Origin of the sequence: Agromyces zhanjiangensis (genome assembly GCF_040496055.1) — a bacterium.
Classification (GTDB): Bacteria; Actinomycetota; Actinomycetes; order Actinomycetales; family Microbacteriaceae; genus Agromyces; species Agromyces zhanjiangensis.
The window spans coordinates 299,094-322,576 of sequence record NZ_JBEPKB010000001.1 but is presented as its reverse complement, the minus strand read 5'-3'; the positions used below and the strand labels follow the sequence as shown (position 1 = coordinate 322,576).

General features: G+C 73.4%; 26 protein-coding genes. 12 read left to right on the top strand and 14 right to left on the bottom strand.

Annotated elements, in window-relative coordinates; all coding sequences use genetic code 11:
* Positions 1 to 51 precede the first annotated feature (51 nt).
* A complete protein-coding gene (locus ABME02_RS01540) occupies positions 52 to 1,080 on the top strand; it encodes a ketopantoate reductase family protein (RefSeq protein ID WP_353813502.1) in 1,029 nt (342 codons plus the stop codon).
* Between the two features lie 36 nt (positions 1,081 to 1,116).
* Here the strand turns inward: ABME02_RS01540 and ABME02_RS01535 are convergent, their stop codons facing one another.
* Both ABME02_RS01535 and ABME02_RS01530 read right to left on the bottom strand, forming a co-directional pair.
* Complete coding sequence (locus ABME02_RS01535; RefSeq protein ID WP_353813501.1) at positions 1,117 to 1,800, bottom strand: GntR family transcriptional regulator; 684 nt, start codon at positions 1,798 to 1,800, stop codon at positions 1,117 to 1,119.
* Between the two features lie 10 nt (positions 1,801 to 1,810).
* Positions 1,811 to 2,338, bottom strand: a complete 528-nt coding sequence (locus tag ABME02_RS01530; protein ID WP_353813500.1) for a VOC family protein — start codon at positions 2,336 to 2,338, stop codon at positions 1,811 to 1,813.
* 156 nt (positions 2,339 to 2,494) lie between these two features.
* On the opposite strand from ABME02_RS01530, the gene ABME02_RS01525 reads away from it, so the two are divergent.
* Positions 2,495 to 4,681: an alpha-ketoacid dehydrogenase subunit alpha/beta gene (locus ABME02_RS01525; protein WP_353813499.1), complete on the top strand. Its 2,187-nt coding sequence runs from the start codon at positions 2,495 to 2,497 to the stop codon at positions 4,679 to 4,681.
* Positions 4,681 to 6,069, top strand: a complete 1,389-nt coding sequence (locus tag ABME02_RS01520) for a dihydrolipoamide acetyltransferase family protein (protein ID WP_353813498.1) — start codon at positions 4,681 to 4,683, stop codon at positions 6,067 to 6,069. Before ABME02_RS01525 ends, ABME02_RS01520 begins: the two co-directional genes overlap by 1 nt.
* Positions 6,070 to 6,073: 4 nt before the next feature.
* Here ABME02_RS01520 and ABME02_RS01515 read toward each other — a convergent pair whose 3' ends face one another.
* The 3 genes from ABME02_RS01515 to ABME02_RS01505 form a co-directional block, all read right to left on the bottom strand.
* Positions 6,074 to 6,469: a nuclear transport factor 2 family protein gene (locus tag ABME02_RS01515; protein ID WP_353813497.1), complete on the bottom strand. Its 396-nt coding sequence runs from the start codon at positions 6,467 to 6,469 to the stop codon at positions 6,074 to 6,076.
* A 68-nt stretch (positions 6,470 to 6,537) separates the two neighbouring features.
* Entirely contained in the window at positions 6,538 to 7,809 is a 1,272-nt protein-coding gene (locus ABME02_RS01510) for a glycosyltransferase (protein ID WP_353813496.1), read from the bottom strand.
* Positions 7,806 to 8,459, bottom strand: a complete 654-nt coding sequence (locus ABME02_RS01505) for a TetR/AcrR family transcriptional regulator (protein ID WP_353813495.1) — start codon at positions 8,457 to 8,459, stop codon at positions 7,806 to 7,808. Before ABME02_RS01505 ends, ABME02_RS01510 begins: the two co-directional genes overlap by 4 nt.
* Positions 8,460 to 8,548: 89 nt before the next feature.
* Here ABME02_RS01505 and ABME02_RS01500 point away from each other — a divergent pair, with 89 nt between their 5' ends.
* The 6 genes from ABME02_RS01500 (at position 8,549) to ABME02_RS01475 (ending at position 14,414) form a co-directional block, all read left to right on the top strand.
* Entirely contained in the window at positions 8,549 to 8,998 is a 450-nt protein-coding gene (locus ABME02_RS01500) for a hypothetical protein (RefSeq protein WP_353813494.1), read from the top strand.
* Positions 8,999 to 9,102: 104 nt separating this feature from the next.
* Positions 9,103 to 9,993, top strand: coding sequence for a DNA-formamidopyrimidine glycosylase family protein (locus ABME02_RS01495; protein ID WP_353813493.1), 891 nt, complete (start codon positions 9,103 to 9,105; stop codon positions 9,991 to 9,993).
* Entirely contained in the window at positions 9,990 to 10,442 is a 453-nt protein-coding gene (locus tag ABME02_RS01490) for a hypothetical protein (RefSeq protein ID WP_353813492.1), read from the top strand. The genes ABME02_RS01495 and ABME02_RS01490 overlap by 4 nt, the downstream gene beginning before the upstream one ends.
* Positions 10,443 to 10,540: 98 nt before the next feature.
* A complete protein-coding gene (locus tag ABME02_RS01485) occupies positions 10,541 to 12,865 on the top strand; it encodes a hypothetical protein (RefSeq protein WP_353813491.1) in 2,325 nt (774 codons plus the stop codon).
* Positions 12,866 to 12,957: 92 nt separating this feature from the next.
* Positions 12,958 to 13,464, top strand: coding sequence for a GNAT family N-acetyltransferase (locus tag ABME02_RS01480; RefSeq protein ID WP_353813490.1), 507 nt, complete (start codon positions 12,958 to 12,960; stop codon positions 13,462 to 13,464).
* 164 nt (positions 13,465 to 13,628) lie between these two features.
* Positions 13,629 to 14,414, top strand: a complete 786-nt coding sequence (locus ABME02_RS01475) for a bestrophin-like domain (protein ID WP_353813489.1) — start codon at positions 13,629 to 13,631, stop codon at positions 14,412 to 14,414.
* Between the two features lie 42 nt (positions 14,415 to 14,456).
* On the opposite strand, the gene ABME02_RS01470 is transcribed toward ABME02_RS01475, so the two are convergent.
* Positions 14,457 to 15,341, bottom strand: coding sequence for a LysR family transcriptional regulator (locus tag ABME02_RS01470; RefSeq protein ID WP_353813488.1), 885 nt, complete (start codon positions 15,339 to 15,341; stop codon positions 14,457 to 14,459).
* Between the two features lie 101 nt (positions 15,342 to 15,442).
* Here ABME02_RS01470 and ABME02_RS01465 point away from each other — a divergent pair, with 101 nt between their 5' ends.
* On the top strand, positions 15,443 to 16,378 hold the full coding sequence (locus tag ABME02_RS01465) for an aldo/keto reductase (RefSeq protein WP_353813487.1): 936 nt from the start codon (positions 15,443 to 15,445) through the stop codon (positions 16,376 to 16,378).
* Positions 16,379 to 16,457: 79 nt separating this feature from the next.
* Here ABME02_RS01465 and ABME02_RS01460 read toward each other — a convergent pair whose 3' ends face one another.
* The gene (locus ABME02_RS01460; RefSeq protein ID WP_353813486.1) at positions 16,458 to 17,234 is read right to left on the bottom strand and encodes a DUF2306 domain-containing protein; all 777 of its coding nucleotides are present in this window, start codon (positions 17,232 to 17,234) and stop codon (positions 16,458 to 16,460) included.
* A 122-nt stretch (positions 17,235 to 17,356) separates the two neighbouring features.
* Positions 17,357 to 18,292: an RNA polymerase sigma factor SigJ gene (sigJ, locus tag ABME02_RS01455; RefSeq protein WP_353813485.1), complete on the bottom strand. Its 936-nt coding sequence runs from the start codon at positions 18,290 to 18,292 to the stop codon at positions 17,357 to 17,359.
* 130 nt (positions 18,293 to 18,422) lie between these two features.
* Between sigJ and ABME02_RS01450 the strand changes: the two genes are divergently transcribed.
* Together ABME02_RS01450 and ABME02_RS01445 are read left to right on the top strand one after the other, a co-directional pair.
* A complete protein-coding gene (locus ABME02_RS01450) occupies positions 18,423 to 18,890 on the top strand; it encodes a hypothetical protein (RefSeq protein WP_353813484.1) in 468 nt (155 codons plus the stop codon).
* Complete coding sequence (locus ABME02_RS01445; protein WP_353813483.1) at positions 18,887 to 19,654, top strand: SDR family oxidoreductase; 768 nt, start codon at positions 18,887 to 18,889, stop codon at positions 19,652 to 19,654. Before ABME02_RS01450 ends, ABME02_RS01445 begins: the two co-directional genes overlap by 4 nt.
* 11 nt (positions 19,655 to 19,665) lie before the next feature.
* Here the strand turns inward: ABME02_RS01445 and ABME02_RS01440 are convergent, their stop codons facing one another.
* The 6 genes from ABME02_RS01440 to ABME02_RS01415 form a co-directional block, all read right to left on the bottom strand.
* The gene (locus ABME02_RS01440; RefSeq protein WP_353813482.1) at positions 19,666 to 20,619 is read right to left on the bottom strand and encodes an NAD(P)/FAD-dependent oxidoreductase; all 954 of its coding nucleotides are present in this window, start codon (positions 20,617 to 20,619) and stop codon (positions 19,666 to 19,668) included.
* A gap of 4 nt (positions 20,620 to 20,623) precedes the next feature.
* The gene (locus ABME02_RS01435; protein ID WP_353813481.1) at positions 20,624 to 21,457 is read right to left on the bottom strand and encodes a VOC family protein; all 834 of its coding nucleotides are present in this window, start codon (positions 21,455 to 21,457) and stop codon (positions 20,624 to 20,626) included.
* 99 nt (positions 21,458 to 21,556) lie between these two features.
* A complete protein-coding gene (locus tag ABME02_RS01430) occupies positions 21,557 to 22,438 on the bottom strand; it encodes a 3-methyladenine DNA glycosylase (protein ID WP_353813480.1) in 882 nt (293 codons plus the stop codon).
* Between the two features lie 68 nt (positions 22,439 to 22,506).
* A complete protein-coding gene (locus ABME02_RS01425; protein ID WP_353813479.1) occupies positions 22,507 to 22,824 on the bottom strand; it encodes a hypothetical protein in 318 nt (105 codons plus the stop codon).
* A 27-nt stretch (positions 22,825 to 22,851) separates the two neighbouring features.
* Complete coding sequence (locus tag ABME02_RS01420) at positions 22,852 to 22,992, bottom strand: hypothetical protein (protein ID WP_353813478.1); 141 nt, start codon at positions 22,990 to 22,992, stop codon at positions 22,852 to 22,854.
* The gene (locus ABME02_RS01415) at positions 22,989 to 23,426 is read right to left on the bottom strand and encodes a GNAT family N-acetyltransferase (RefSeq protein ID WP_353813477.1); all 438 of its coding nucleotides are present in this window, start codon (positions 23,424 to 23,426) and stop codon (positions 22,989 to 22,991) included. Before ABME02_RS01415 ends, ABME02_RS01420 begins: the two co-directional genes overlap by 4 nt.
* Between the last annotated feature and the right edge of the window lie 57 nt (positions 23,427 to 23,483).

The following is a 23,483-nucleotide window of genomic DNA, read 5'->3' as shown; positions in this document are numbered from 1 at the left end:
GTACATCCCTGCTGTATCCTCGTCGCGTTCCGATGGAGGTGCGGAGGCGTCATGGGCGAGCAGCGGATCGCGGTGCTGGGGGCGGGCGCCAATGGGGCCTCGATCGGTGCCGACCTCACGGCGGCGGGACTCGACGTCGTGCTCATCGAGCAGTGGCCGGCCCACGTCGAGCGCATGCGCGCCGACGGGCTGCGCATCCACTCGCCGGAGGGCGAACTGCACGTGCGGCCGCGCACGATGCACCTCTGCGAGGTCGCCGAGTTGAAGCACGGCTTCGACGTCGTGCTCATGCTCATGAAGGCGTACGACTCCCAGTGGGCGGCCGAGCTCATCGCGCCGTACCTCGAGGACGACGGCCTCATGGTCGGCGTGCAGAACGGCATGACCGCCCGAACGGTCGAGGAGGTCGTCGGTGCACGCCGAGCGATCGGGTCGGTGATCGAGTGCTCCGCGACGATGGACTCGCCGGGCATCGTCGAGCGCCACACGGGCGTGCCGCGGTCGTGGTTCGCGGTCGGGGCGCTGCCCGGCGGCCCGGCCGACCGCGTCGACGAGATCGCCGCGCTGCTCCACCACTCCGGCACCGTGCAGGCCGTCGACGACATCCAGGCCGCGAAGTGGATGAAGCTCGTCAGCAACAGCACGCTGCTGGTGACCTCGGCGATCCTCGGGCTGCCGATGCTCGACGCGCTGCACCTGCCGCGCTTCCGCGACGTGATGGTCGCGGCGGGGAACGAGGCGCTCGCCGTGGGCGTCGCCCTGGGCCATCCGATCCTGCCGATCTTCGGGCTCCGGCCCGACGAGGTGGCCGACCCCGACCGCGTCGTCGACATCATGACCGACAAGCTCTTCGCGGGCTTCGTCGTGCCCGGCGCGACCACGACCGTGCTGCAGGACTGGCGGAAGGGCCGGCACAGCGAGGTCGACGACCTCAACGGGCACGTCGTCGCCGAGGGCCGGCGCGTCGGCGTCCCGACCCCCGTCAACGAGGCGGTCGTGTCGCTCGCGCACCGCATCGAGCGCGGCGAGCTCGAGCCCGACCCGTCGCTCCTCGACGCCCTCGTCGCCGCGCTGGGCTGAGGCGCGAACTCGGCCGGTGCGGCCCGAGCGGCGGGCTCAGGCCTGCAGGGCTTCGAAGAGCTCCGGATGCCGCGACAGCCGCCGCCGCGTGCGCCGGATGTGGCCCGCCAGCACGCGCTCGGCGTCGTCGACGTCGCCGTCGCGGAGGTCCGCGACGATGAGGTGGTGCTCGTCATGCACGATGCGCGCGGCGTCCGCGTCCATCGACCGCGAGTACGCCCGCCGGTACGGCTGCGTGGTGTTCCACAGCTTCACGACGAGCTCGCCGAGCTGCGTCGTGGTCGCGCCGCGATACCCGCCGAGGTGGAATGCCCGGTCGAGCTCCAGGAACTCGTCGACGTCGCTCGTGGCCGCCATCCGCTCGGCCAGGTCCTGCAGTTCATCGAGGTCGGCGCCGCTGAGGTGCGGCGCGCTCAGCCGGAGCAGCAGCGGTTCGAGCCGCTCGCGCATCTGGTAGATCTCGTCGCACTCCGCGAGCGTCAGGCGCGAGACCCAGGCCCCCGTGTTGGCCACCAGCGTCACCAGTCCGTCGTGCTCGAGGATGCGGAGCGCCTCGCGCACGGGGACGCGGCTCGCGCCGAACTGCGTCGCCACGTCCTCCTGCCGGATGCGCGTGCCCGGCGGCACCTCGCCCCGGAGGATGCGCTCCCGGAGCTGCTCCGCGATGCGCGCGCCCGCGTCGCCGCCGCGCGTGCTGCGCCCGCCTGTCGTGACCGTCATGCCCTCATGCCTACCGGCTCGGGTGCGCCGGGTGCCAGAGCGTGCGGTCGAGGCCGCGCTCGTAGGCCTTGCCGTCGGGGAAGCTGACGAGCTCGAACTGCATGCCCCACGGGCTGAGGAAGTAGACCCAGCGCTGGCCTTCGCTCGCGTTGCGGCTGATGGTCGGCTCGCCGAGCACGCATACGCCCTCGGCGCGCAGGTACTCGACGGCGGCGTCGAGGTCGTCGACGTAGATCGCGAGGTGGTGGCCGCCCAGATCGCTGTTGCGCGGCACGGGCCGCTGTCCGTCGGCGGGCTCGTACTCGAACACCTCGAGGTTCGTTCCATTGCCGAGGCGGTAGAACCGGAGCCGCCGCATCACGGTCCGGGGGTGCACGTTCAGGTGCTCGGCCATCCAGTCGCCCTCGTCGAACGCGAACGGGCCGAGCTCGTAGAAGCGCTCGGCGCCGAGCACCCGCACGAGGAAGTCGTCGGCCTCGTCGAGGTCGGGCACCGTGATGCCGAGGTGGTCGCTGCCGCGCATCCCGGGGAGTGGCATCGCATCCTCCTTGATTGGATACAAGCATGACGCTCTTGACGGAGAAAGTCGAGGATTGTCACGGCTGAGGGTTTCGATTGGATGCAATCGGGTCTAGCATCGGGACCAGCGCACGCCTCGCGCGCACGCATCCTTCATCGACGGAGAAGAGGGACGATGCCCGAACGCAGACCGCTCGATCCGGCCCGGCCGTGGATCGAACTCGCGACCACGCCCGAGGACTGGGAGGCGGCCGACCCCGCGCTGCTCACGGGCATGCTCGCCCAGCTGCACCTGATCCGCGCCTTCGAGGAGACGGTCCTCGACCTGGCGGCCGACGGGCTCGTGCACGGCCCCGCCCACTCCAGCATCGGGCAGGAGGGCGGCGCGGTCGGCTCGATCATCGGCCTCCGCTCGAGCGACGCCGTCAACGGCTCGCACCGCGGGCACCACCAGTTCCTCGCGAAGGCCCTCACGCACGTCGCGGGCGGGCGGCACGACCTCGAGGGCGTCGTCACCCCGCCCGTCCAGGAGGTCCTGCAGAAGGCGCTTGCCGAGATCCTCGGGCTCGCGCAGGGGTACTGCCGTGGCCGTGGCGGCTCGATGCACCTCCAGTGGTTCGAGGCGGGAGCGCTCGGCACCAACGCGATCGTCGGCGGCGGCGTGCCGATGGGCGCCGGCAATGCGTGGGCGCAGCGGCACGCGGGCACCAGCGACCTCACCGTGAGCTACTTCGGCGACGGGGCGGTGAACATCGGCTCGGTGCTCGAGACCATGAACCTCGCCGCGGCGTGGCAGCTGCCGTTCGCGTTCTTCATCGAGAACAACCGGTACGCCGTGTCCACCAACGTCGACGAGTCGACGGCCGAACCGCGACTCTCGGCACGCGGGCTCGGGTTCGCGATCCCCGCCTGGCGCGTCGACGGCATGGACCCGCTCGCCGTGCACCTCGCGATGCGCGAGGCCGAGGAGGTGATCCGCTCCGGCGAGGGCCCCGCGATCATCGAGGCCGAGGTGTACCGCTTCTTCCACCAGAACGGCCCGTACCCCGGCAGCGCCTTCGGCTACCGCACCAAGGAGGAGGAGGCCGAGTGGCGCGAGCGTGACCCCCTGCTCCTCGTCGCCCGCGAGATGGAACGACTCGGCCAGGTCTCGCAGGAGGGCGTCGCCGACGTGCGGGAGCAGGCGCAGGCCGCCATGCGCGCGGCCGTCGGCGAACTGCTCGAGGACGACCCCGAGCAGCCGGGCAAGCGCCGCATCCGCCCCGGCCTCTGGCCGGACCCCGAGTTCGTCGACGTCGGGGTCCGCGGCGACGCGAGCGAACTGGCCGGCGCCCGCACGCTCGAGCCGATCGGCGCCGACGTGCCCATGACGCCGTCGAAGTTCGTCGACGCCGTGGCCTCCGTCATGGGCCGCCGCATGGAGTCCGACGAGCGGATCGTCGTGATGGGCGAGGACGTGCACCGGCTCGCCGGCGGCACGAACGGCGCCACGAAGGGCCTCGCCGCGCGGTTCCCCGACCGGGTGCTCGGCACGCCGATCAGCGAGAACGCGTTCGCCGGCCTCGGCGGCGGCATGGCGCTCGACGGCCGCTTCCGGCCCGTCGTCGAGTTCATGTACCCGGACTTCATGTGGGTCGCCGCCGACCAGGTCTTCAACCAGATCGGCAAGGCGCGGCACATGTTCGGCGGCGTGAACCCGGTGCCGCTGGTGCTCCGCACCAAGGTCGCCATGGGGTCGGGCTACGGCTCGCAGCACCTCATGGATCCCGCGGGCATCTTCGCGACGAGTGCCGGATGGCGCATCGTCGCGCCGTCGACCGCCGCCGACTACGTCGGGCTCATGAACGCCGCCCTCGCCCTCGACGACCCGGTCCTCGTCATCGAGCACGTCGACCTGTACGGACTCGCCGATGAGATCCCCGAAGGCGACCTCGACTACCAGCTGCCGTTCGGCCGGGCGGGCGTCCGCCGCACCGGTGCGGACGCCACGATCATCAGCTACCTGTCGATGGTCCGTCACTGCCTCGAGGCGGTCGAGCAGACGGGCTTCGACGCCGACGTCATCGACCTGCGCTGGCTCGACCGCGCGTCGATCGACTGGGAGACGATCGAGGCGTCGGTGCGGAAGACGAACGCCGTCCTGATCGTCGAGCAGGGCGCCCGCGGCACCTCGTACGGCGGATGGCTGGCCGACGAGATCCAGCGCCGATGCTTCGACTGGCTCGACCAACCGGTCCAGCGGGTGACGGGCGGCGAGGCGAGCCCGAGCATCTCGAAGGTGCTCGAACGCGCGGCGATCGCGCGCACCGAGGAGGTCGTCGCGGGCATCGACGCGCTCCGCACCGGCATGGGCGGTGCGTGATGGCGACCGTGATCCGGATGCCCGAGGTGCTCGCCGGCGTCACCGAGGCCGCAGTGCAGGCGTGGCTCGTCGAGCCCGGCCAGCAGGTCGCCGTCGGCACGCCGCTTGCGGAGGTCGAGACCGAGAAGGCCGTCGTCGAGTACGCGGCCGAGGCGGAGGGGACCGTGCTGCGGCTGCTCGTCGACCCGGGCGCCGCGGTGGCCATCGGCGAGCCGATCGCGGTGATCGGGGCGCCGGGGGAGACCGTCGACGATGCGGATGCGCCGGAAGCGGTGCCTGTTGCGGCGGATGCGGCCGATGCTGCGCCGGACACCGCGCCCGATGCGGCGCCGGCGACCGGGACGGCCGCCGATCCCGAGTCCGGAGCGCCCGTCGCGGAGCCCGAGGCGGGCTCGCCGCTCGCCGGACGCGGCGAGGCGTCGGGGCCGGCGTCGTCGCCCGCGTCGGATCCCGGCGCTGCGGCATCCGAGGGCCCGGACGCCGGCACGACCCGCCGGTTCGCGAGCCCGATCGTGCGCCGGCTCGCCCGCGAGCAGGGGATCGACCTCGCGCGGCTGCAGGGCACCGGACCCGGCGGCCGCATCGTGCGGCGCGACCTCGAGGCGCAGGCAGCGGATGCCGCGGCCGCGTCGTCCGCGCCGATCGCGGCGCCATCGCAGGAGTCGGCGACCGCTCCGGCACCGGCAGCGCCGGCCTCGCCGGCCGGCCCGGTCGAGGACATCCCGCTCACCCGCATGCGGCGCGCGATCGCGCGTCACGTCACCGAGAGCGCCACCAGCGTGCCGCACTTCTTCCTCCGTGCGGACTGCCGCGTCGACGAGCTGCTCGATCTCCGGCGTCGCGTGAACGAGGCCGCGCCGGTCAAGGTCTCGCTGAACGACTTCGTCGTGAAGGCGTGCGCCGGGGCCTTCGCCGACGTGCCGGAGGCCAATGCGACGTGGGGCGAGTCGGTGATCCATCGGCATCGCAGCGCCGACATCGCGGTGGCGGTCGCGATCGACGATGGGCTGCTCATGCCGGTGGTGCGCGGCGTCGACCGGCTCGGGCTCGTCGAGCTGGCAACGACCGTCGCCGACCTCGTCGAGCGAGGACGCTCAGGCAGGCTCCGCCAGGACGAGCTCGAGGGCGGTAGCTTCGCAGTCTCGAACCTCGGCATGTACGGTACGACCGAGTTCTCGGCGATCATCAGCCCACCGCACGGGGGCATCCTCGCGGTCGGCGCGGCGCGGCGGATGCCGGTGGTGGACGACGAGGGCGGGCTCACCGTCGGCCAGGTCATGACCGTGACCCTGTCCGCCGATCACCGCGTGCTCGACGGCGCGCTCGCGGCCCGCTGGCTCGCCGCGTTCCAGCGCCGCATGGAGCAGCCGCTCTCGATCCTGCTGTAGGCCGTCACGCCATCGTGTCGGCGTGCCGGTGCAGCACCTTCCACTCGCCGTCCTCGCGGCGGTACACCTGCGTCGAGCGCACGGTGAAGGTGCTCGGCGCGCCGTCCTTCATGGCCGAGATGCGCTCGTAGCCGACGGTGTAGGCCATGTCGCCCGAGACGTCGAAGGAGATGAGCTCGAACGCGTAGTCGGTGCAGTCGGCGAAGCTCGCCGCGACCCCGTCGAACGCGTCGAGCAGTTCCGAACGCCCGACCGCGTTGCGCCACGCACCCAGCACGCTCACGTCGTCGGAGGCGGACCAGGTCGACCGCCTGGGACCGGCGTCGCCGTTGAAGAGGGCTCGCTCGGCCCGGACGAGCGAGTTGTTGATCCAGATCAGGAATTCCTCGCGGTCGTTCATGGGTTCAGGATCCTCCCGTGCGGCCGCGGGCACAACGGCATCGGCGATCGGGGCGCACCGCGAGGCGGTCACGGATGGCGCAGCGCGTCGCTCCTCGGCCGGGCGGCGAGTCGTTCGAGCACGCCGAGCGCCTCGCCCGCACCATCCTCGCCGGCCATGCGCTCGGCCGCGGCATCCACGGCCGCCTGGAAGGTCGGCGCGGCGGCGAGCGCGTCGGCGAGGCGCTCCGCGGTGAGCTTCCGCTGCGGGATCGGGGCGGGTGCGAGCCCGCGGCGGTGGAGCATCGAGCCCCAGAACGGCTGGTCGGCGATGAACGGCACCACGATCGACACGGTGCCCGCCGCGGTCGCCGCCTGCACGGTGCCGATGCCGCCGTGGTGCACCGCTGCGACGGCACGCGGGAGGACCGACGCGTGATCGACGGAGCGGGTCACGAACACGTCCTCGCCCCGGGCGTCGTCGGGCACCGCGATGCCGCCCAGGCCGGTCGCGACGAGCAGGCGGATGCCGTGGGCTCGCGCCGCCGCGACGAGCTCGCGTCCGCGCGCGACCGGCTCGCCGGCGGCCATCGAGCCGAAGCCCGCGTACGCGAAGGGCCCGCCGGCGAGGAAGGCGGCGAGGTCGGGGTCGGCCTCCGGGTCGGCGGCGCCCGGTGCCGGGGCATCCGCCGTCGTCGCATCGGTCGATGGTGCCGTCGCGCGCCACGCCCCGGTGAGCACGGCCGACGCCGGCCAGTCCGCCGGGCGCGGCAGGATCGCCGGGCTGATCGGCAGCAGCGTCGCCGCGGGAGGAGACGACCGGCGTGCGCGGGGCACGCCGGCCACCGCTGCGGCCTCGTCGACCTCGCGGCGGAACATCCCGCCCGCGGCGGCCGCCGCGCGGTAGGTGAGCCGGTTCAGCGGCCCGAGGTCGCGCGTGGCGGTGCCGGCGGCGGGGAACTCGCGTGTCGGCGTCATCGCCGGCACCATCTCGACGAGCGCGTGCGGGATGCCCAGCGCGTCGGCGACGAGCGGAGCCGAGAGCACCTTCGGATGCCACGCGATGACGTCGGGCCGGAACTCGAGCGCCGCGTGCCCGGCGTTGACGATGACCGCGCGCATCACGGGCCGTACGACGTCGCGCAGGTTGCGCATCGCGGCGAGCGGCGAGACGCCCTGCGACTCGATGATCGACGAGAAGTCGGCCTCGAGACTCCTGGCGTCGAGACCGGACGTGTCGACGCCGGAGCGGTCGGGCAGGGCGAGGCGGACCTCGTGGCCGGCCGCCGAGGCGCGGCGCGCGAGCGCGGCGAACGGCTCCACGTCGCCTCGCGAGCCCGCGGTGACGAGCAGCAGCTTCATCGTGCCTCCTCTGCGGCGAGATCGGCGCCCGCGAGATCGGCGCCCGCGAGATCGGTGCCGACCAGGCCGGTGGCGGCGAGCAGCCGGTCGTCGGTCACGAGCCCGCCGGTGTACAGCTCGGCGAGCGGGACGGCGAGGCGAGCGAGCGCCGCCCCCGGATCGTCGCCCGCCCACGCGGCCAGCCGGTCGAGCAGCAGGAACGGGGCGACGCCGAGCAGCACCAGGGCGACGGCCTGCGCGTCCGGGTCGCGGGAGGGGCGGAGCCATCCGCTGGCCGAGCCGTCGTCGATCGACGCGCGCGCGACCTCGCGGAGCCGGTCGAAGAGGGCGTCGGATGCCGCGCCGCCGGCGCCGAGCATGCGTGCGAGGTAGGGGCCGTAGGTGCCGAGCACCTCGCCGAGCACGTCGGTGGGCGCCGCGGCGCCCTGCTTCTCGGCGATGAACCGTGCGACGCGCGCGTCGCACTCGTCGCGGAGCGCCTGCTTGGTGCCGAAGTGGTGCGTGACGAGGGCGGTGCTGACTCCCGCGTGGGCGGCGATGTCGCGCATGGTCGCCGCGTCGTAGCCGTGCTCGGCGAAGCGGTCGAGCGCGGCGGCGACGATCCGGGCGCGCGCCGTGAGGTCGTCGTCGGCGACCGAGGCTGTACGCATGTACAGTATTCTGACTGTTCGTACAGCGCCGCGCAAGCCCCTCTGGAAACACCCCATCAACAGGTGTTCGATGGAATCACCATGCGGGGGTGTGGTGTCCGGGGTGGCGTGTCGCGCGCCCGTTCGACGGGCACGGCGTCGAGACCCGACGCCGCGACCGGAGAGCGAGGTTCCCCACCCTCGAGACCTCGGGCACGATCCCGAGCGATCTGACGTGGACGTTCACGTGCAGCGGCTCCGGAGGCTCGGGCGGCAGCGCGACCACGTCCGACTCCGATCGCGACGGCGTCGCCGACAGCGCCGACTCGTGCGCGTCGACCACGCTGCCCGACAGCATCTCGCGTCCGACCGCGGGCAAGTACTTCGCGAACTCCTCGGGCAAGTTCGTCGACGGCACCGGGGTCTCCACGGGGATCACCGTCGTCGACGCCGGCGGGTGCTCGGCGACGCAGATCGCGAAGGCGCTGCGACTCAGCAAGAAGGACTCCCGTTCGGGGATCAGCCTGACGACGCTCAAGAACTGGGCGGCGACCCACTGACGTCGACGACGCCTCGGCCCGGCCGGGTCTCGGGCCGGGCCGAGGTGCGTCCGGAGTGACCGAAGGCCGTTGGCAGCGACAGCGGGTCGTGCGAGGCTGGCCGTATGCCGGAATCCCCGGAGGTCCAGGCCCTCGTCGACGAACTCGAGTCGACGCTGCGCGGGCGCACCGTCGCGGCGGTCGACGTCGTCGAGTTCCGCGTCACGAAGACGCGGAGCCGACCGCTGACCACGCTCGTCGGCGAGCGGGTGCTGGCCGTCACCCGGCACGGCAAGCTGTTCGCGGTCGACTTCGACGGCTCCGAGCTGCTCGTGGTCTCGCTCGGGCGCCACGGGTGGGCGCGCTGGGCCGCCGACGAAGACGGCGATGCGGCCGCCGCGCCGGGCCCCGAGGGCGCCACAGCCGAGCCGCCGCCGCCCGCTCTCGTCTCGTTCGAGTTCGACGGCGACGTCGCGCTCGAGTTGACGGACGCCGGCGGCTGGGTCTCGCTCGGATGCTGGGTGGTCGACGAGGCGAACGAGGTCGCCGCGGTCGCGAAGCACGGTCCCGACCCCGCCGATCCGGCCTTCACGCGCGCAGAGTTCGACCGGGCGGTCGCCGGTCGCCGCAAGCAGCTCAAGGCGATCCTGCAGGAGCAGGAGTCGCTCGCCGGCATCGGCAACGCCTACTCCGACGAGATCCTCTTCGCGGCGCGGCTCTCGCCCGTCGCGCACGCGTCGACGCTGGCGGACGACGAGCTGGAGCGCCTCTTCGAGGCGACGACCCGTACGATCCGCGACGCGATCGAGGCGCGCCGCGGCATCCCGATCGACCGGCTGAAGGCGGCGAAGGTCGAGGCGATGCAGGTGCACGGTCGCACGGGCGAACCCTGCCCAGGCGGGTGCGGCGGCGAGATCCGCGACTTCACCTTCGCGAGCACGACCGCGCAGTACTGCCCCGAGTGCCAGACCGGCGGTGAGATCCTCCCGCTCAAGGAGGGGGAGCCCGGCCGATGAGCGCCGAGCCGGGCGGCGAGCCGGCGTCATCCGCCCCGCTGGTCGTGGTCGTCGTCGACGTCGCCAACGTCGTGGGTTCGCGGCCCGACGGCTGGTGGCGCGACCGCGCCGGCGCGGCGACGCGACTGCTCGAACGGATGCCCCGGCTCGTCGGACGCGCGGTCGACGCCCCCGACGCCGCCGACGCCGCCGAGGAGCCGAGCGTCGTGCTCGCCCGCGTGGTCGCCGTGCTCGAGGGCGCGGCGAAGGCGGCCTCCGCGCCGGAGGGGATCGACGTGGTGCTCGCGCCGGCCGACGGCGACGGGGCGATCGTCGACGAGGCCGCCCGCTTCGCCGAGGCCGGCGAGCGCGTGCTCGTCGTGACCGCCGACCGAGGGCTCCGCGAGCGGCTCGCCCGCGGCGTCGCGACGATCGGCCCGAGCTGGCTCAACGACCTCATCGGGCGCTGAGCGGCGACACCCCCGCGAAGTTGGGCGAGCCGGTTCAGGGTGCGCCCTGTCGCCGCGGGGCGCCGCGTCACTAGAATCGCGCCAGGCAGGCGCGGATCATGCGGGGGACCAGCACACCAGCACGACCGATCCGAGCGCCGAGGGCGGCGCTCGCGATCGCCGCTGCCGTGCCGCTCGCCGGGTGCTCGAGCGCGATCGGCGAGACGGCCTCGATCAGCGCCTGGACGACCGCCATCGGCGCGCGGTGGGCCACCTTCGTCGAGGGCGTGCTCGTCCCGCTCGGCGACGCCCTGCTCGCGATGCTCGTCGCGTGGCTCGTGCTCGCGGTCGGCGCGAGGCTCGTCGCGTTGCTGCCGGGCGTCCGCAACCTGAGGGTCACCCGACGCACGGGGGGCGTGCTCCGGGTCGTCGGCTGGACGCTCGTGGTCCTCGTGCCCGTCGTGATCGTGATCGCGACGGCCTACGCCGAGGACGGCGCGGCGGCGTGGCTGATCGTGGCCCTTCCGTCGGCCCTGCTCGCGATCGGGGTGCTCGGACCGGGCCTCGCGACCAGGTCGCGCCTCGACGCGAAGGTGATCGGGTCCGACGGCTCGACGAACACGGCGTGGTCGATCGACGCGCTCATGCAGGTCCGCAACGCCAACCTCGACGATCCGAGGGAGCGCGTCGAACGGCCGAGCTCGCCCGACCTCGGCGAGTTCATCGCGATCGCCGACCGCAGCGGCAGCGGCGTGGCATCCGCCCTCGCCTGGCTCTTCCAGGTGCTCTTCAACTCGGCGCCGTGGATGCTGCAGGTCACGATCCTCGACTCGCGGTCGGCGATCGCGACGCTGCGCCGCAACGGGAACGCGCTCGACGAGGTCGAACTGGTGCTCGAATGGGACTCGATCGAGCTCGACCAGCACCGGAAGCTCCTCGCGCTCGCCGCCGGGTTCACCGCGATGACGATGGCCGAGCGCTACCCCGACGTGCGCGGCTTCTACCGTGCGACGAGCTGGAAGTCGGTCGGGTTCCTCGGCCTCGCCCGGATGACGCGGGGCGAGGAGCGCCGGCACTACCTGAGCCGCGCGATCGAGGAGGATCCGACGAGCATCCTCGCCGAGTACGATCGCGTGTTCGACCGGTACGGCGCCATCGAGGACCGCGTCTCGATCGAGTCGTTCCTCGACCGCCTCGAGCCCATCGTGAACCAGGCCGCCTGGCTCTGCGGCGAGCCCGAGGTGTTCGCCGGCGTCGCCCGGAAGGTGTGGCACGACTACGTGCGGGTCGCCGCCGAGCTCGGTCCCGCGCGGCTCGACCCGGCCGACCTGCGCAAGGGGGTCCGCCCGATCCAGGCCCGCATCGACGATCGACGGAAGTCCCGCCCGCCGGCCCCTGAGCCGCGCGCGATGCTGCTGCGGACCCTCACGCTGTACATGATGGCCGCGCGCAACTGGGCGGCGTACGCCGACCTCGACGGATCGGCCGACGGCGACCTCGACGTCGCCGGTCGCCGTGAGCGCGTCCGGATCGCCGTGGACCGCTTCATCGACCTGCTCGAGCAGGAGAGCGCCGCACCCCGCCGCGACCCGAACCGCGTGCTCTCCCGCATGCGCTCGCGCGCAGCCCTCTGCTACATGATCTTCAACCCGGAGGTCGCGGGGGACTGGGGCGAGGAGGACGGATCGCGCCGCGCGGGCACCGCGGGCGGTTCCCGGCAGGCCGCCGCCGCCCGACGCTGGCTGCGCGAGGCCGGCTCGTCGCTCGAGATCGAGATCCGCTACTCGTACGCCTGCTTCACGGCGCGCCGGGCGCGCGCGATCGAGGCGCAGGCCGAGCGCGACGCCCTCATCGAGGAGGCGATCCGCGGCGTCAGGTACGCGCGGCACGTCGACTACTACCAGCGCGAGGCGCCACGCGATCCCGAGCTCATGCTGCTCGGCCACGAGCCGCAGATGCGGGCGCTCGTGCTGCCGTCGATCGCCTCGGCATGGCAGATCGCGCGGTTCGCGGCGCTGCGTCCGAGACTCGAGCGCCACGGCATCCTCGACCCGTCGCGCATCCCGCTCGATCCGGCGCCCGAGGCGCTGCGCGAGGAACTCGGGCTCGCGCACGACGACTTCGCCCTGCTCATCGACCAGGCGCGGATCCTGCGTGCGGGGCTCGCGACCGACGAAGGCGGGTTGGACGCCGGCGAGCGCCTGCGCGCAGTGCGGCACCTGATCGACGCGGCGGCGTACTCGGTGCCCGCGTTGACCGGCACCTTCGCGGAGGAGTTCGACCTGCTCGCGAGCTCGGTGGCGGGGGCGGTGCACTGGGTGCCGACCCCGGAGGAACTCGAGGACGTCGCGAGGTTCCTGGTCGGGCTCATGGGCCGGCTGAACGGGGAGACGCAGGAACCCGAGCCGGAGGCGCCGGAGCCGCCGATCCGCCTCGTGAGCTGACGTCGGCCGGGCGTGCCGTGGAGGAGACGAGCCGCACGTTCCGCACCGACCGTCGTCACGAGGGGGAAACACGCGCGCGGGAGAATGGACCGGTGAGCACCGCCCCCGCCCTCGACATCCTCCCCGCCGATCTCGCCGACCCCCGCGTCATCCGCCTGCTCGAGGACCACCTCGCCGACATGTTCGCGACCTCGCCCGCCGAGAGCGTGCACGCGCTCGACGTCTCCGGGCTGTCGGTGCCCGAGGTGACGCTGTGGACCATCGGCGACGGCGACGACCTGCTGGGCTGCGTCGCCCTGAAGGAGCTCGACGCCGGGCACGGCGAGCTGAAGTCGATGCGAACGGATGCCGCGGCCCGCGGCCGTGGCCTGGGTACGCGCCTGCTCGAGCACGTCCTCGCCGAGGCGGCCCGTCGCGGGTACGCCCGTCTCAGCCTCGAGACGGGCTCCGAGGAGTTCTTCCGCCCGGCGCGCACGCTCTACGCGAAGTACGGGTTCCGCGAGTGCGCCCCGTTCGCCGGGTACGTGCCCGACCCGAACAGCGTGTTCATGACGCTCGAGCTGCCGCCCGGATCGTCGTCGGCGCCGCGCTCGGCCTAGGTCGCCGCCCGGCGGGCGATGCACTGCGGCGCCTCGCCGCCCCGACTCGGCGCCGCGCCGCCCCGCGCGGGCTCTGGCGCCCGACCTCGCGAGCTTCGTAGGCTGGGTCCCGTCGGTCCGCGATCCGCCTCGGCCGGGCGCGTCGCACGGGCCCGGGAGGCCGCGTGAACTGGTTCTACGACACCCCCATCTGGATCACGCTGCCCGTCTTCGTCGGCGGGTTCGTCGTCGTCTCGTGCCTCCTCGTGTGGGCGCTGAAGCCGGTCGTCCGTCGGCTCGTCCGCGATCCCGACGAATGGGACCGCACGCTCGCCCATGTCATCGGCACGTTCGGGCTCTTCTTCGGCATCCTGCTCGCGCTCGTCGCCGTGTCGGTCTACGAGAACTACGCGGCGACCCGAGCGGTCACCGTGCGCGAGGCCGGCGAGGCCGGCGCGCTCGTCCGCGCCACGACCGCGCTGCCCGACGAAGTCGGCGACCGGCTGCGGGTCGAGCTCGAGACGTACGTGCTCACCGTCATCGAGGCCGACTTCCCGGAGCAGCGACAGGGCGTGCTGCCGGATTCGAGCAGCCGGCAGGTCGACGCGATCGAGCAGATCCTGCACGACGTCGAGGTGCGGAACATGACCGAGCAGTCCGAGTTCAAGCAGGTCCTGGAGGCGTTCGAAGCGTTCTACGACGCCCGCCGCGAGCGCATCGACGCGACCGCGCTCGCCCTGCCGCCGCTGATCTGGGTCGTGATCTGGGTCGGGGCCGCCGTCAACGCCATCCTCATCGCGTTCATCAGCGTCAGGAGCCTCCGCATGCACCTGCTCATGGCGGGCCTGCTCGCACTGTTCATCGGCCTCGTCATCTTCACGACGGCCGACATGGACCGCCCGTACGCGGGCAACGTCTCGGTGAACGCGGGCGCGTACGAGCGGCTCTTCGAGCAGGTGTTCGGGCCGTGAGCGCGACCCCGCGGCTCGGGCGACGAGTGCGAGGCCGGCGGCTCAGGCGCTGAGCGCGAGGTCGGCGTCGAGCAGCTCGAGGACGAGCGACGACGACGCGGCGGCAGCGTCGCCCGCGACGAGCGACACGACCCACTGCGGTGCCGAGGCGGGCAGCGGCCGTGCGACGAGCCCCGTCGCCTGGGGCTTCGCCGCGATGTGCTGCGGCACGAGCGCGACGCCGAGGTCGCGGTGCACGAGGTCGAGCAGGGTGTGGACGTCGTTCACGGTGCAGCGGATGCGGCGGGGCGTGCCGTGCTCGGTGCAGGCGGCGTCGTTCACGGCTCGCACGGCCCATGACTCCTGGAAGTCCACGAAGTCGAGGTCGCGCAGGTCGTCCCAGTCGACGGCGGCGTCGCCGGCGAGCGGATGGCCGGGGGGCACGAGGAGCACGAGCGGGCGACGGCCGAGTTCGGTCCGCGACATCCGCGCCGGCACGTCGGTCCCCGCGACGAAGGCCAGGTCGATGTCGCCGTCGCGGACTGCAGCGACGAGGTCGCGCGAGCCCGCCTGGGTGAAGTCGAGGTCGACGAACGGATGCCGGCGCCGGATGCGTTCGAGCAGGGTTCCGATGTCGACGAACCCGAGGCACTGCTCGGCGCCGATGCGCAGGCTGCCCGTGAGCTCGTGCGCCGTGCGCAGCACGGCGTCGCGCGCGGCGCCCGCCTGTGCGAGCATCGTGCGGGCGTGGGGGAGCAGCGCGCGACCGGCGTCGGTGGGTTCGACGCGCCGGGTCGTGCGGTCGAACAGCGCGGTGCCGAGCTCGTCCTCGAGGCTGCGGATCGCGGCCGACAGCCCGGACTGCGAGACTCCGCAGATCGCAGCGGCACGCGTGAACTGCTGCTCGTCGGCGAGCGTGACGAGGTATTCCATCTGCCGGAGATCCATATATGCAGAGTACTTCTGAATCGCATGAAGGAGAGTTGTTGGACTTCTGAATCGCGACTGCCTATCGTGAATCCGCACCCACCACGACAGGAGTCGAATCGATGAAGACCATCCAGCTGGGCGGCGGAGACCTCGCCGCCCCGAACGTCGTCCTCGGCCTGATGCGCATCGAGCAGCTGAGCGACGACGCCGTGCGCGAGCTCGTCCGCACCGCCCGCGACGCCGGGATCGACTTCGTCGACCACGCCGACATCTACGGCGACGAGCTCCACGGCTGCGAGCGCCGATTCGCCGAGGCGATGCAGCTCACCCCGTCGCAGCGCGACGAGTTCACCATCCAGACCAAGGCCGGCATCGTCAAGGACGGCCCGTACTTCGACTTCTCGTACGAGCACCTCATCGAGGCGGTCGACGGATCGCTGCGCGCGCTCGGGACCGACCGCATCGACGTGCTCCTCCTGCACCGGCCCGACGCCCTCGTCGAGCCCGACGAGGTCGCCCGCGCCTTCGACGAGCTCGAGGCCTCAGGCAAGGTGCTCCGCTTCGGCGTCTCGAACCACACGCCCGCGCAGATCGACCTGCTGAAGCGCTCGGTGACCCAGCCGCTCGTCGCGAACCAGCTGCAGCTCTCGATCACGCACTCGCCGATCGTGACGCAGGGCCTCGCGGCCAACATGCAGGGCGTCGAGCAGTCGGCCACCCTCGACGGCGGCGGCATCGTCGACTACTGCCGGCTCCACGACATCACGATCCAGGCGTGGTCGCCCTTCCAGGCCGGCTTCTTCACGGGCGTCTTCCTCGGTTCGCCCGAGTACCCCGAGCTGAACGCCGTGATCGACCGCCTCGCGGCGGCCTACGACGTGCCGCCGATCGCGATCGCGACGGCCTGGATCACGCGGCACCCGGCCGACATGCAGGTCGTGCTCGGCACGACGACGCCCGAGCGCGTCGCCGGCGCCGCGCAGGGCTCCGACGTGCCGCTGACGCGCGCCGAGTGGTACGAGCTCGTCCGCGCCGCGGGCTACCGCGTGCCCTGAGTCGCGCCCCGACCCGGGAGCGGGCGTCGCCCCCGGGTCGGTTGGCTCGATGCACCGGGCATCGGCACCCGCCCGGCGCTCACGCCGCCGTCAGTCGGTACGACGGCAGCCCGCGCCGCCGGATCAGCCACTCCGCGACGAGCAGGTTCGGCAGCCAGCAGAGGAACGGCACGACCGCGTACGCGTTCGCGAACGCCGCATCCGCGTCGAACCCGGCCGGCCCGGCGAACGGCACCTGCGCGAACATCAGCAGCGGCAGCCAGAGCCGCAGCGTCACCGCGGCGTAGGTGAGCGCGAAGGTGCGCATCATCCAGGCGCGGTGGGACGGCACGTCGCCGACGCGGATGGCGCGGTACCCCCGCCACGCCGACGCGACCCAGAGCACGGCGAGCGCACCGAAGCCGAACGTGCCTACGATCCCCGCCACGCTGACGGGGGCGAGCGCCAGTCCGGCGAGGCCCGCGATCGCGATGGCGACGAGCGCGACGCGCCCCGTCCAGCGGTGCACCCGCGGCGCACGGTCGCGAAGCCCGCGCCAGAACTGGAACGGGCTCGCCATGAGCGCGAGCCCGCCCGCGACGATGTGGACGTAGAAGGCCACGAGGACGAACGCCGGCTGCGCCGCGTAGTGGTCCGCGAGCCCGCCGGTGCCCGACTCGGCGAGCGCGGCCAGCGACGACGTCAGGTAGGGCCCGACCGCGAACGCCGCGATCGCGAGCGAGGAGAGCAGGATCCACGTCCAGCCGATACGGGCGCCGAGGCGCCCGCGGCTCGGGGCGGGCGGCGTCGGAACGGGCGCACCGCCGGCTCGAGGGTCGGGTTCGGCGGCGGTGACGGCGGTCTGGGTCGTGGTCATGCCGCGACGGTATCGGCGGCCGCCTGCGGCGGGCATCCGGTGAACCCCCGGATGGGCCGGCGGGATGCCCCGCCGGCGACGTCGGGTGAGGTCGCGAGCCCTCGTGCGCGCGGATCAGCCCGTCACGCCGGCCGGTTCCACAGCCGCAGCTTCTCGGGGTTGCGCATGATCCAGATGCTCGCGATGCGGTCCCCGCGCACGTCGGCGACCAGCACGGTGTCGATCGCGCCGCGCTCGCCGAAGGCGAGCGTGAGGCCGTCCGCCGTCTCGGCGACCGAGAGTTCGAGCGCGGGGCCGCGCTTCTCCTTGAGGCCGAGGATGAACCGCGCGACGTGGTCGCCGCCCAGCACGGGCCGCATCGCCGCCGAGGCGAGCCCGCCGCCGTCGGAGACGAGGCGCACGTCGGGGTCGAGCACGGCGAGCAGGTCGTCGAGGTCGCCGGTGGCCGCGGCCGCCATGAACGCCCGGACGACCTCGTCGTGGTGCTCGCGCGTCGCCGCGCCCGATCGTCGCTCGCGCACGTGGCGGCGTGCCGACGAGGCGAGCTGCCGGCACGCCTCGGGCGACCTGCCGACGATCTCCGCGATCTCGGCGAACGGCACCGCGAACACGTCGTGCAGCACGAATGCCACGCGCTCCGCGGGGCTCAGCGACTCCAGCACGATGAGCAGCGCCGTGCTCACCGACTCGTCGAGCGTGATCCGGTCGAGCGGATCCTCCGAGCGAGGCGCCGCGAACATCCCGGCACCGCCCGGGATGGGCTCGGGCAGCCACTCGCCCACGTACGACTCGCGGCGCGCACGCGCCGACCCGAGCTGGTCGAGGCAGACCCGGCCGACGACGCGCGTGAGCCACGCGGCCGGGTTCTCGATCGCGTCGCGCTCCGCGGGTGCGAGCCTCACCCAGCGCGCGTACGTCTCCTGCACCGCGTCCTCCGCGTCGGCGACGGTGCCGAGCATGCGGTACGCGAGGCTCATGAGCAGGCCGCGCTCGGCGTCGAGCGCGACCGGGTCGAAGCCCGGCGCGGATTCGCGGCCGTGGCCGCGGTCGTTCGTCATGACTCCACCTTCCCATCGGATGCCGCATCCGGCCTCGTGACTCCGACGACGCAGCGCGCCGGAACGTGAGGGCGACACGCCGACGGAGGCCGCGACCTCACGTTCCGGCACGCTGCGTCGTCGGAACGACGTGAACACCACATGGAGACGCAGCATCCTCTGGGCACTCAACGCCCTCGGCGCCTTCGTCGGAGCCTGGGCGCTCGTCGCGCCCCGCAGCTTCGCCGACGGCTTCCCCTTCCCCGCACTGTTCGAGGCGTGGGTCGGGGTCGACGGGCCGTACAACGAGCACCTCGTCCGCGACGTCGGTGCGCTCTACCTCGCGCTGGTCGCCGCCGGCGTCGTCGCCGCGCTCATGCGCCGGGCCGACGCGTCCGTCGCGGTCGGGGTGGCGTGGGTCGTCTTCTCGATCCCGCACCTCGTGTACCACCTCGGGCACCTCGAAGGCCTCCCGCTGCTCGACGCGATCGCGCAGCCGGTCGCCCTCGCGAGCTCGCTCGTGCTCGCCGTGCCGCTGTGCCTGCCGCCGCGCGGCCGCGCGGTCGCGCCAGGGGCGTCCGCTCCCGCTCCCACCGCATCGAAGGAGACGACCCGATGAAGATCGCCATCGCCGGAGGAACCGGCACCGTGGGCCGCCACGCCGTCCACACCTCCCGCGAGCGCGGGCACGACGTCGTCGTGCTCACGCGCTCCAACGGCATCGACCTCATGACCGGAGCGGGCCTCGAGGGCGCACTCGACGCGGTCGACGCCGTGATCGACACCTCGAACCTGACGTCGACGTCCGCGAAGGCCGCGACGGAGTTCTTCACGACCGTGACCGGGAACCTGCACGCCGCCGAGGCCGCAGCCGGGGTCCGGCACCACGTCGCGCTCTCGATCGTCGGCATCGACCGCGCCCCGTTCGGGTACTACGCCGCGAAGCTCGCGCAGGAGCACGCCGTCGAGGCCGGCCCCGTCCCCTGGACCATCCTGCGGGCCATGCAGTTCCACGAGTTCGCGGGCCAGATGCTGCACGCGCTCACCGTCGCCGGGCTGCACCTCGCCCCCCGCGTGCGCACGCAGCCCGTGTCGGCGGCCGAGGCCGGTGCGCGGCTCGTCGAGCTCGCGGAGGGGCCGCCCGTCGGCCATGCCCCGGAGCTCGCGGGCCCGCGCGAGGAGCGCCTCGACGACATGATCCGCCGGCTCGCGGAGACGACCGGGCTCCGCGGACCGGTCATCCCCGTGTCGCTTCCGATGAAGCAGTTCCGGGCGATGCGACGCGGCGATACGCTGCCCGGGCCGGGTGCGACCCTCGGGCGGCAGACCTTCGACGAGTGGCTGCTCGAGCACGTGCCCGACGCCGCCGCGCGCGCGGGCTGACCCGGGCGACGTCAGCCGCGCGCGTCGATCGCGTTCCGGATGTCCTCGTCGACGAGGTCGGAGTTGATCGCGGCACCCGTGAGGCTGCCGGACGACATCGCCCACGGCACCGACGATCGCGGCCCGACGACGTTGCCCGCGGCGTAGAGCCCGCGGACGCTCGTGCGGCCATCCTCGTCGACGAGGACCTGGTCGACGCCGCCCTGTCGCATCGACCTGGCTCGGAGCCGCCGCAGCAGGTCGTCGTGCGGCACGGCCCGCGGCGCCACGAAGACCGCCTCGGCCTCCCACTCGCTGCCGTCCTCGAGGCGGATGCCGCGCAGCCGCCCGCCGTCGTCGGCGAACACCTCGACGACCCGGCGGTCCTCCACGACGATGCCCCGGGCGTCGAGCCCGGCACGTGCGGCGGGGGTGAGCACCGCGCCCTGCGTGCAGAACACCACGTCGGCGGAGAGCTGGCGGAGGAGCTGGGCCTGGTGGGCGTTCGCCGCGCTCGACGCGATGACCGCGATCCGCCGGTCGCGGGACTCCCATCCCTCGCAGTACGGGCAGAGCGCGACGCCGCGGCCCCACTGCTCGGCGAGGCCCGGGACGTCGGGCAGTTCGTCGCGCAGTCCCGTCGCGACGAGCAGCCGGCGCGCGCGGTGGCGCTCGCCCGACTCGAGCACGACCTCGAAGGCGGCAGCGCCGTGCTCGGCGGCATCCGCCTCGACCTGGGCGACGTCGGCGACCTCGCCCGACTCGACCGCGACGTCGTAGCGCGTGAGCTCGGCCCGACCCGCGGCCAGCAGGTCGAGCGGCGACGTGTGGTCGCGGCCGAGCACGCCGTGCATGTGCCGGGCCGGCGCATTGCGCGGGCGGCCGCCGTCGACCACGAGCACGCTCCGGCGGGACCGGCCGAGCATGAGCGCGGCGGAGAGGCCGGCGCTGCCGCCGCCCACGATCACGACGTCCCAGGTGGCCACGCCGCTACCCGGTCGCCTCGGGCGCGGACGTCGCCGCGCTCGCCTCGGCGTCCGACGTGCCGGATGCCGGGGCCGTCGGGGACGCCACGACGAAGTACGCGCCGCTCGGGTCGGTCAGGCCCGCCCGACGTCCGTCGGGCACGTCCCACGGCGGCACGACGAGCGTGCCGCCCGCGGCGACCGCGCGAACCACGGTCTGCTCGATGTCGTCGACCTGGAAGCCGACGTTCCACGTCGGCGGCAGCTCGGCGCCGAGCAGCTCGGCCGCGTCGAGGATTCGCGCGAACGTGCGGCCGGCATGCCGGTAGACGGCATACCGCGGCGCGCCCTCGCCGTGCTCGACGTCCCAGTGGAACGCGTGCGCGTAGAACCGCTCCGCCGCGTCGAAGTCGCTCGCCGCGAGCTCGAACCGCGTCGCCGAGCCCGTCTCGTCGTACACGTCGAACCCGGGCAGGCCGCCGGGCTGCCAGTACCCGACGACGGCGCCGGTCGCGTCGATCGCGAGGCCCATGACGCCCATCTCGGGGATGTCGATCGGTTCGAACAGCACGGTGCCGCCGGCCTCCGCGATCCGCTCGCTCGTCGCCGCCGCGTTCCAGGTCAGCAGGTAGACGGTCCAGTGGGGCGGCGCCGGATCGTCGTCGGTGCGGCTCCCGGCGCCTGCGACGCGCCGGCCGTCGAGGAGGAACGTCGTGTACCCGCCGTACCGCTCGTCCTCGCTCCGGTCGGCCGTCCAGCCGAACACGCTCGTGTAGAAGTCGATCGCCCCGTCGAGGTCGGTCGTGGTCAGGTCGACCCAGGCCGGCGCTCCGGCGACGAGGTCATCTGATCCGGGCATGCAGGCCTCCAGTCGGGGCGTCGGAGCGGTGGCGCCGCCCGCACGAGGAGGCGCTTCGGGATGCTAACACCGCGAGTCGCCGCTCCGACAGCGGGAGGCTCAGCCGAGCGGCAGGGCGTCGAGGATGCGGCCGCGCAGCGCGTTCGCACGTTCGGCGAACCCGCGCTGCCGGCGCACGTACTCGGCCTTGCCGTCGGCCGTCTCGATGCGCACGGGCTCGCCGCCCCACGGCGCCATGTCGTACGGCGAGGCCTGCATGTCGAGGTACCGGATGTCGCGCGCGAGCTCGAACGCGTCGAGCAGCAGGTCGCCCGGCACCAGCGGGCCGAGCTTGACCGCCCACTTGTAGACGTCCATGTTGGCGTGCAGGCAGCCCGGCTGCTCGACCTCGGGCTGGGACTGCCGGGTCGGCGCGAAGCGATTGCGGGGTGTCGCATCCGGGGTGAAGAACCGGTACGCGTCGATGTGCGTGCAGCGGAGCTCGTGCGCCTCGACGACCTCGTCGGTCGCGCCCTGCCCGAGGCGCAGCGGTACCGGATGGCGATGCTCGCCCTGCCGGTAGACCATCGCCCACTCGTGCAGGCCGAAGCAGCCGAACTGCCCGGGGCGCGCGGCGGTGCGCCGCAGCATCCGCTCGACGAGGTCGAGCATCGCGCCCTTCTCGGCGCGCATCGCGACCGCGTCCACGACGAGCCCGCCCTCGGTGGTGCCGGCGGCGTACCAGCGCCAGTCCGCGCGCGGCCCGGCCGCGGCATCCGCCAGTTCGACCCCCGCGCCCGGATGCCAGCGGCGCAGCAGCGACGGCGAGTACGAGTAGTACGTGAAGAGGAAGTCCTCGATCGGATGCCGCTCGCCGCTCGCCTTCCGCGAGCGGTGACCGGCCGTCAGGGCGTCGGCCCGTTGCGCGTGCGCCCGCTCGCGGGCCAGCCAGTCGGCGGGCTCGAGCACGACGGCGTCGCGGATCGGGGCGGTGGAGGTCACCCGTCGAGGATAGGCGGCCGGGCTGGGCGGGTCCGGGGTGCGTCGCCCGCCGGATGGGCGATGCCCGATCAGGGGGTGATCTCGTCGACGAACGCGAACGCGTCGCCCGCGATCGCCGCCCACTCGTCGTCGCGGGCGAAGGGGACGACCGCCCACTCGCGCATCGGACGGCCGCGCATCACCATCGGCGCGAGCCCGAGCTCGGAGATGCGCTCCTCGGGGAGCTTGACGACGAGGTCGCCGTCGCGCTCGACGAACGCGAACAGCTTGCCGCGCACCGAGTAGCCCTCGGCGCCGAACATCCGCCCGACGGTCACGTCGGGGCGGTCGATCAGGTCGGCCGCGGCGTCGACGAGGCGCTCGCGCCCGCGCGTGCGTGCATCCATGGGGCGACGCTAGCGCCGGCCGCCGTGTCAGGCGTGCTCATCGTGATGGCCCTCGTGCAGGTGAGCCGAGGCGGCGTCGAAGTGGATGCCGCAGCGGCGGCAGTACTCGGCCTTGAGCTCCTCGTATCGCTCGTGCGAGACATGGTGCGCATCGTCGTGTCCGGTCATGTCGCCTCCTCGACGGCGTCGGTTCCGCGGATCATCCACTGCTCGGGTCGGTCGAGCGGCTCGAACCCGAATCGTCCGTACAGGGTGTGCGCATCGCCCGTGGCGAGCACGAGCCGCTTCAGTCCGAGCGGCTCGAGCTGCTCGACGACGAAGCCGACGAGGCCGACGCCGACGCCTCGGCCGCGCGCCTCCGGCGACACGATCACGTCGCACAGCCAGGCGAACGTGACGCCGTCGGTGACGACGCGGGCGTAGCCGAGCTGTTCACCGGTCTCGGCGTCGTACGCGCCGTAGTTCCACGACGCGTCGATCGCGGCGTCCTGCACCTCGCGCGGCCGGCCGAGCGCCCAGTACGCGTGCTCCGAGATCCACTCGTGCACGCGCGACCGGTCGAGGTCGCCCGCCTCGCCCGAGTACCGGATCCCGTCTCCCATCCGCCCATCCTCGCAGCCCACGGCCGCACGGCGCCCGCGAGATGACGCGAACCGCTC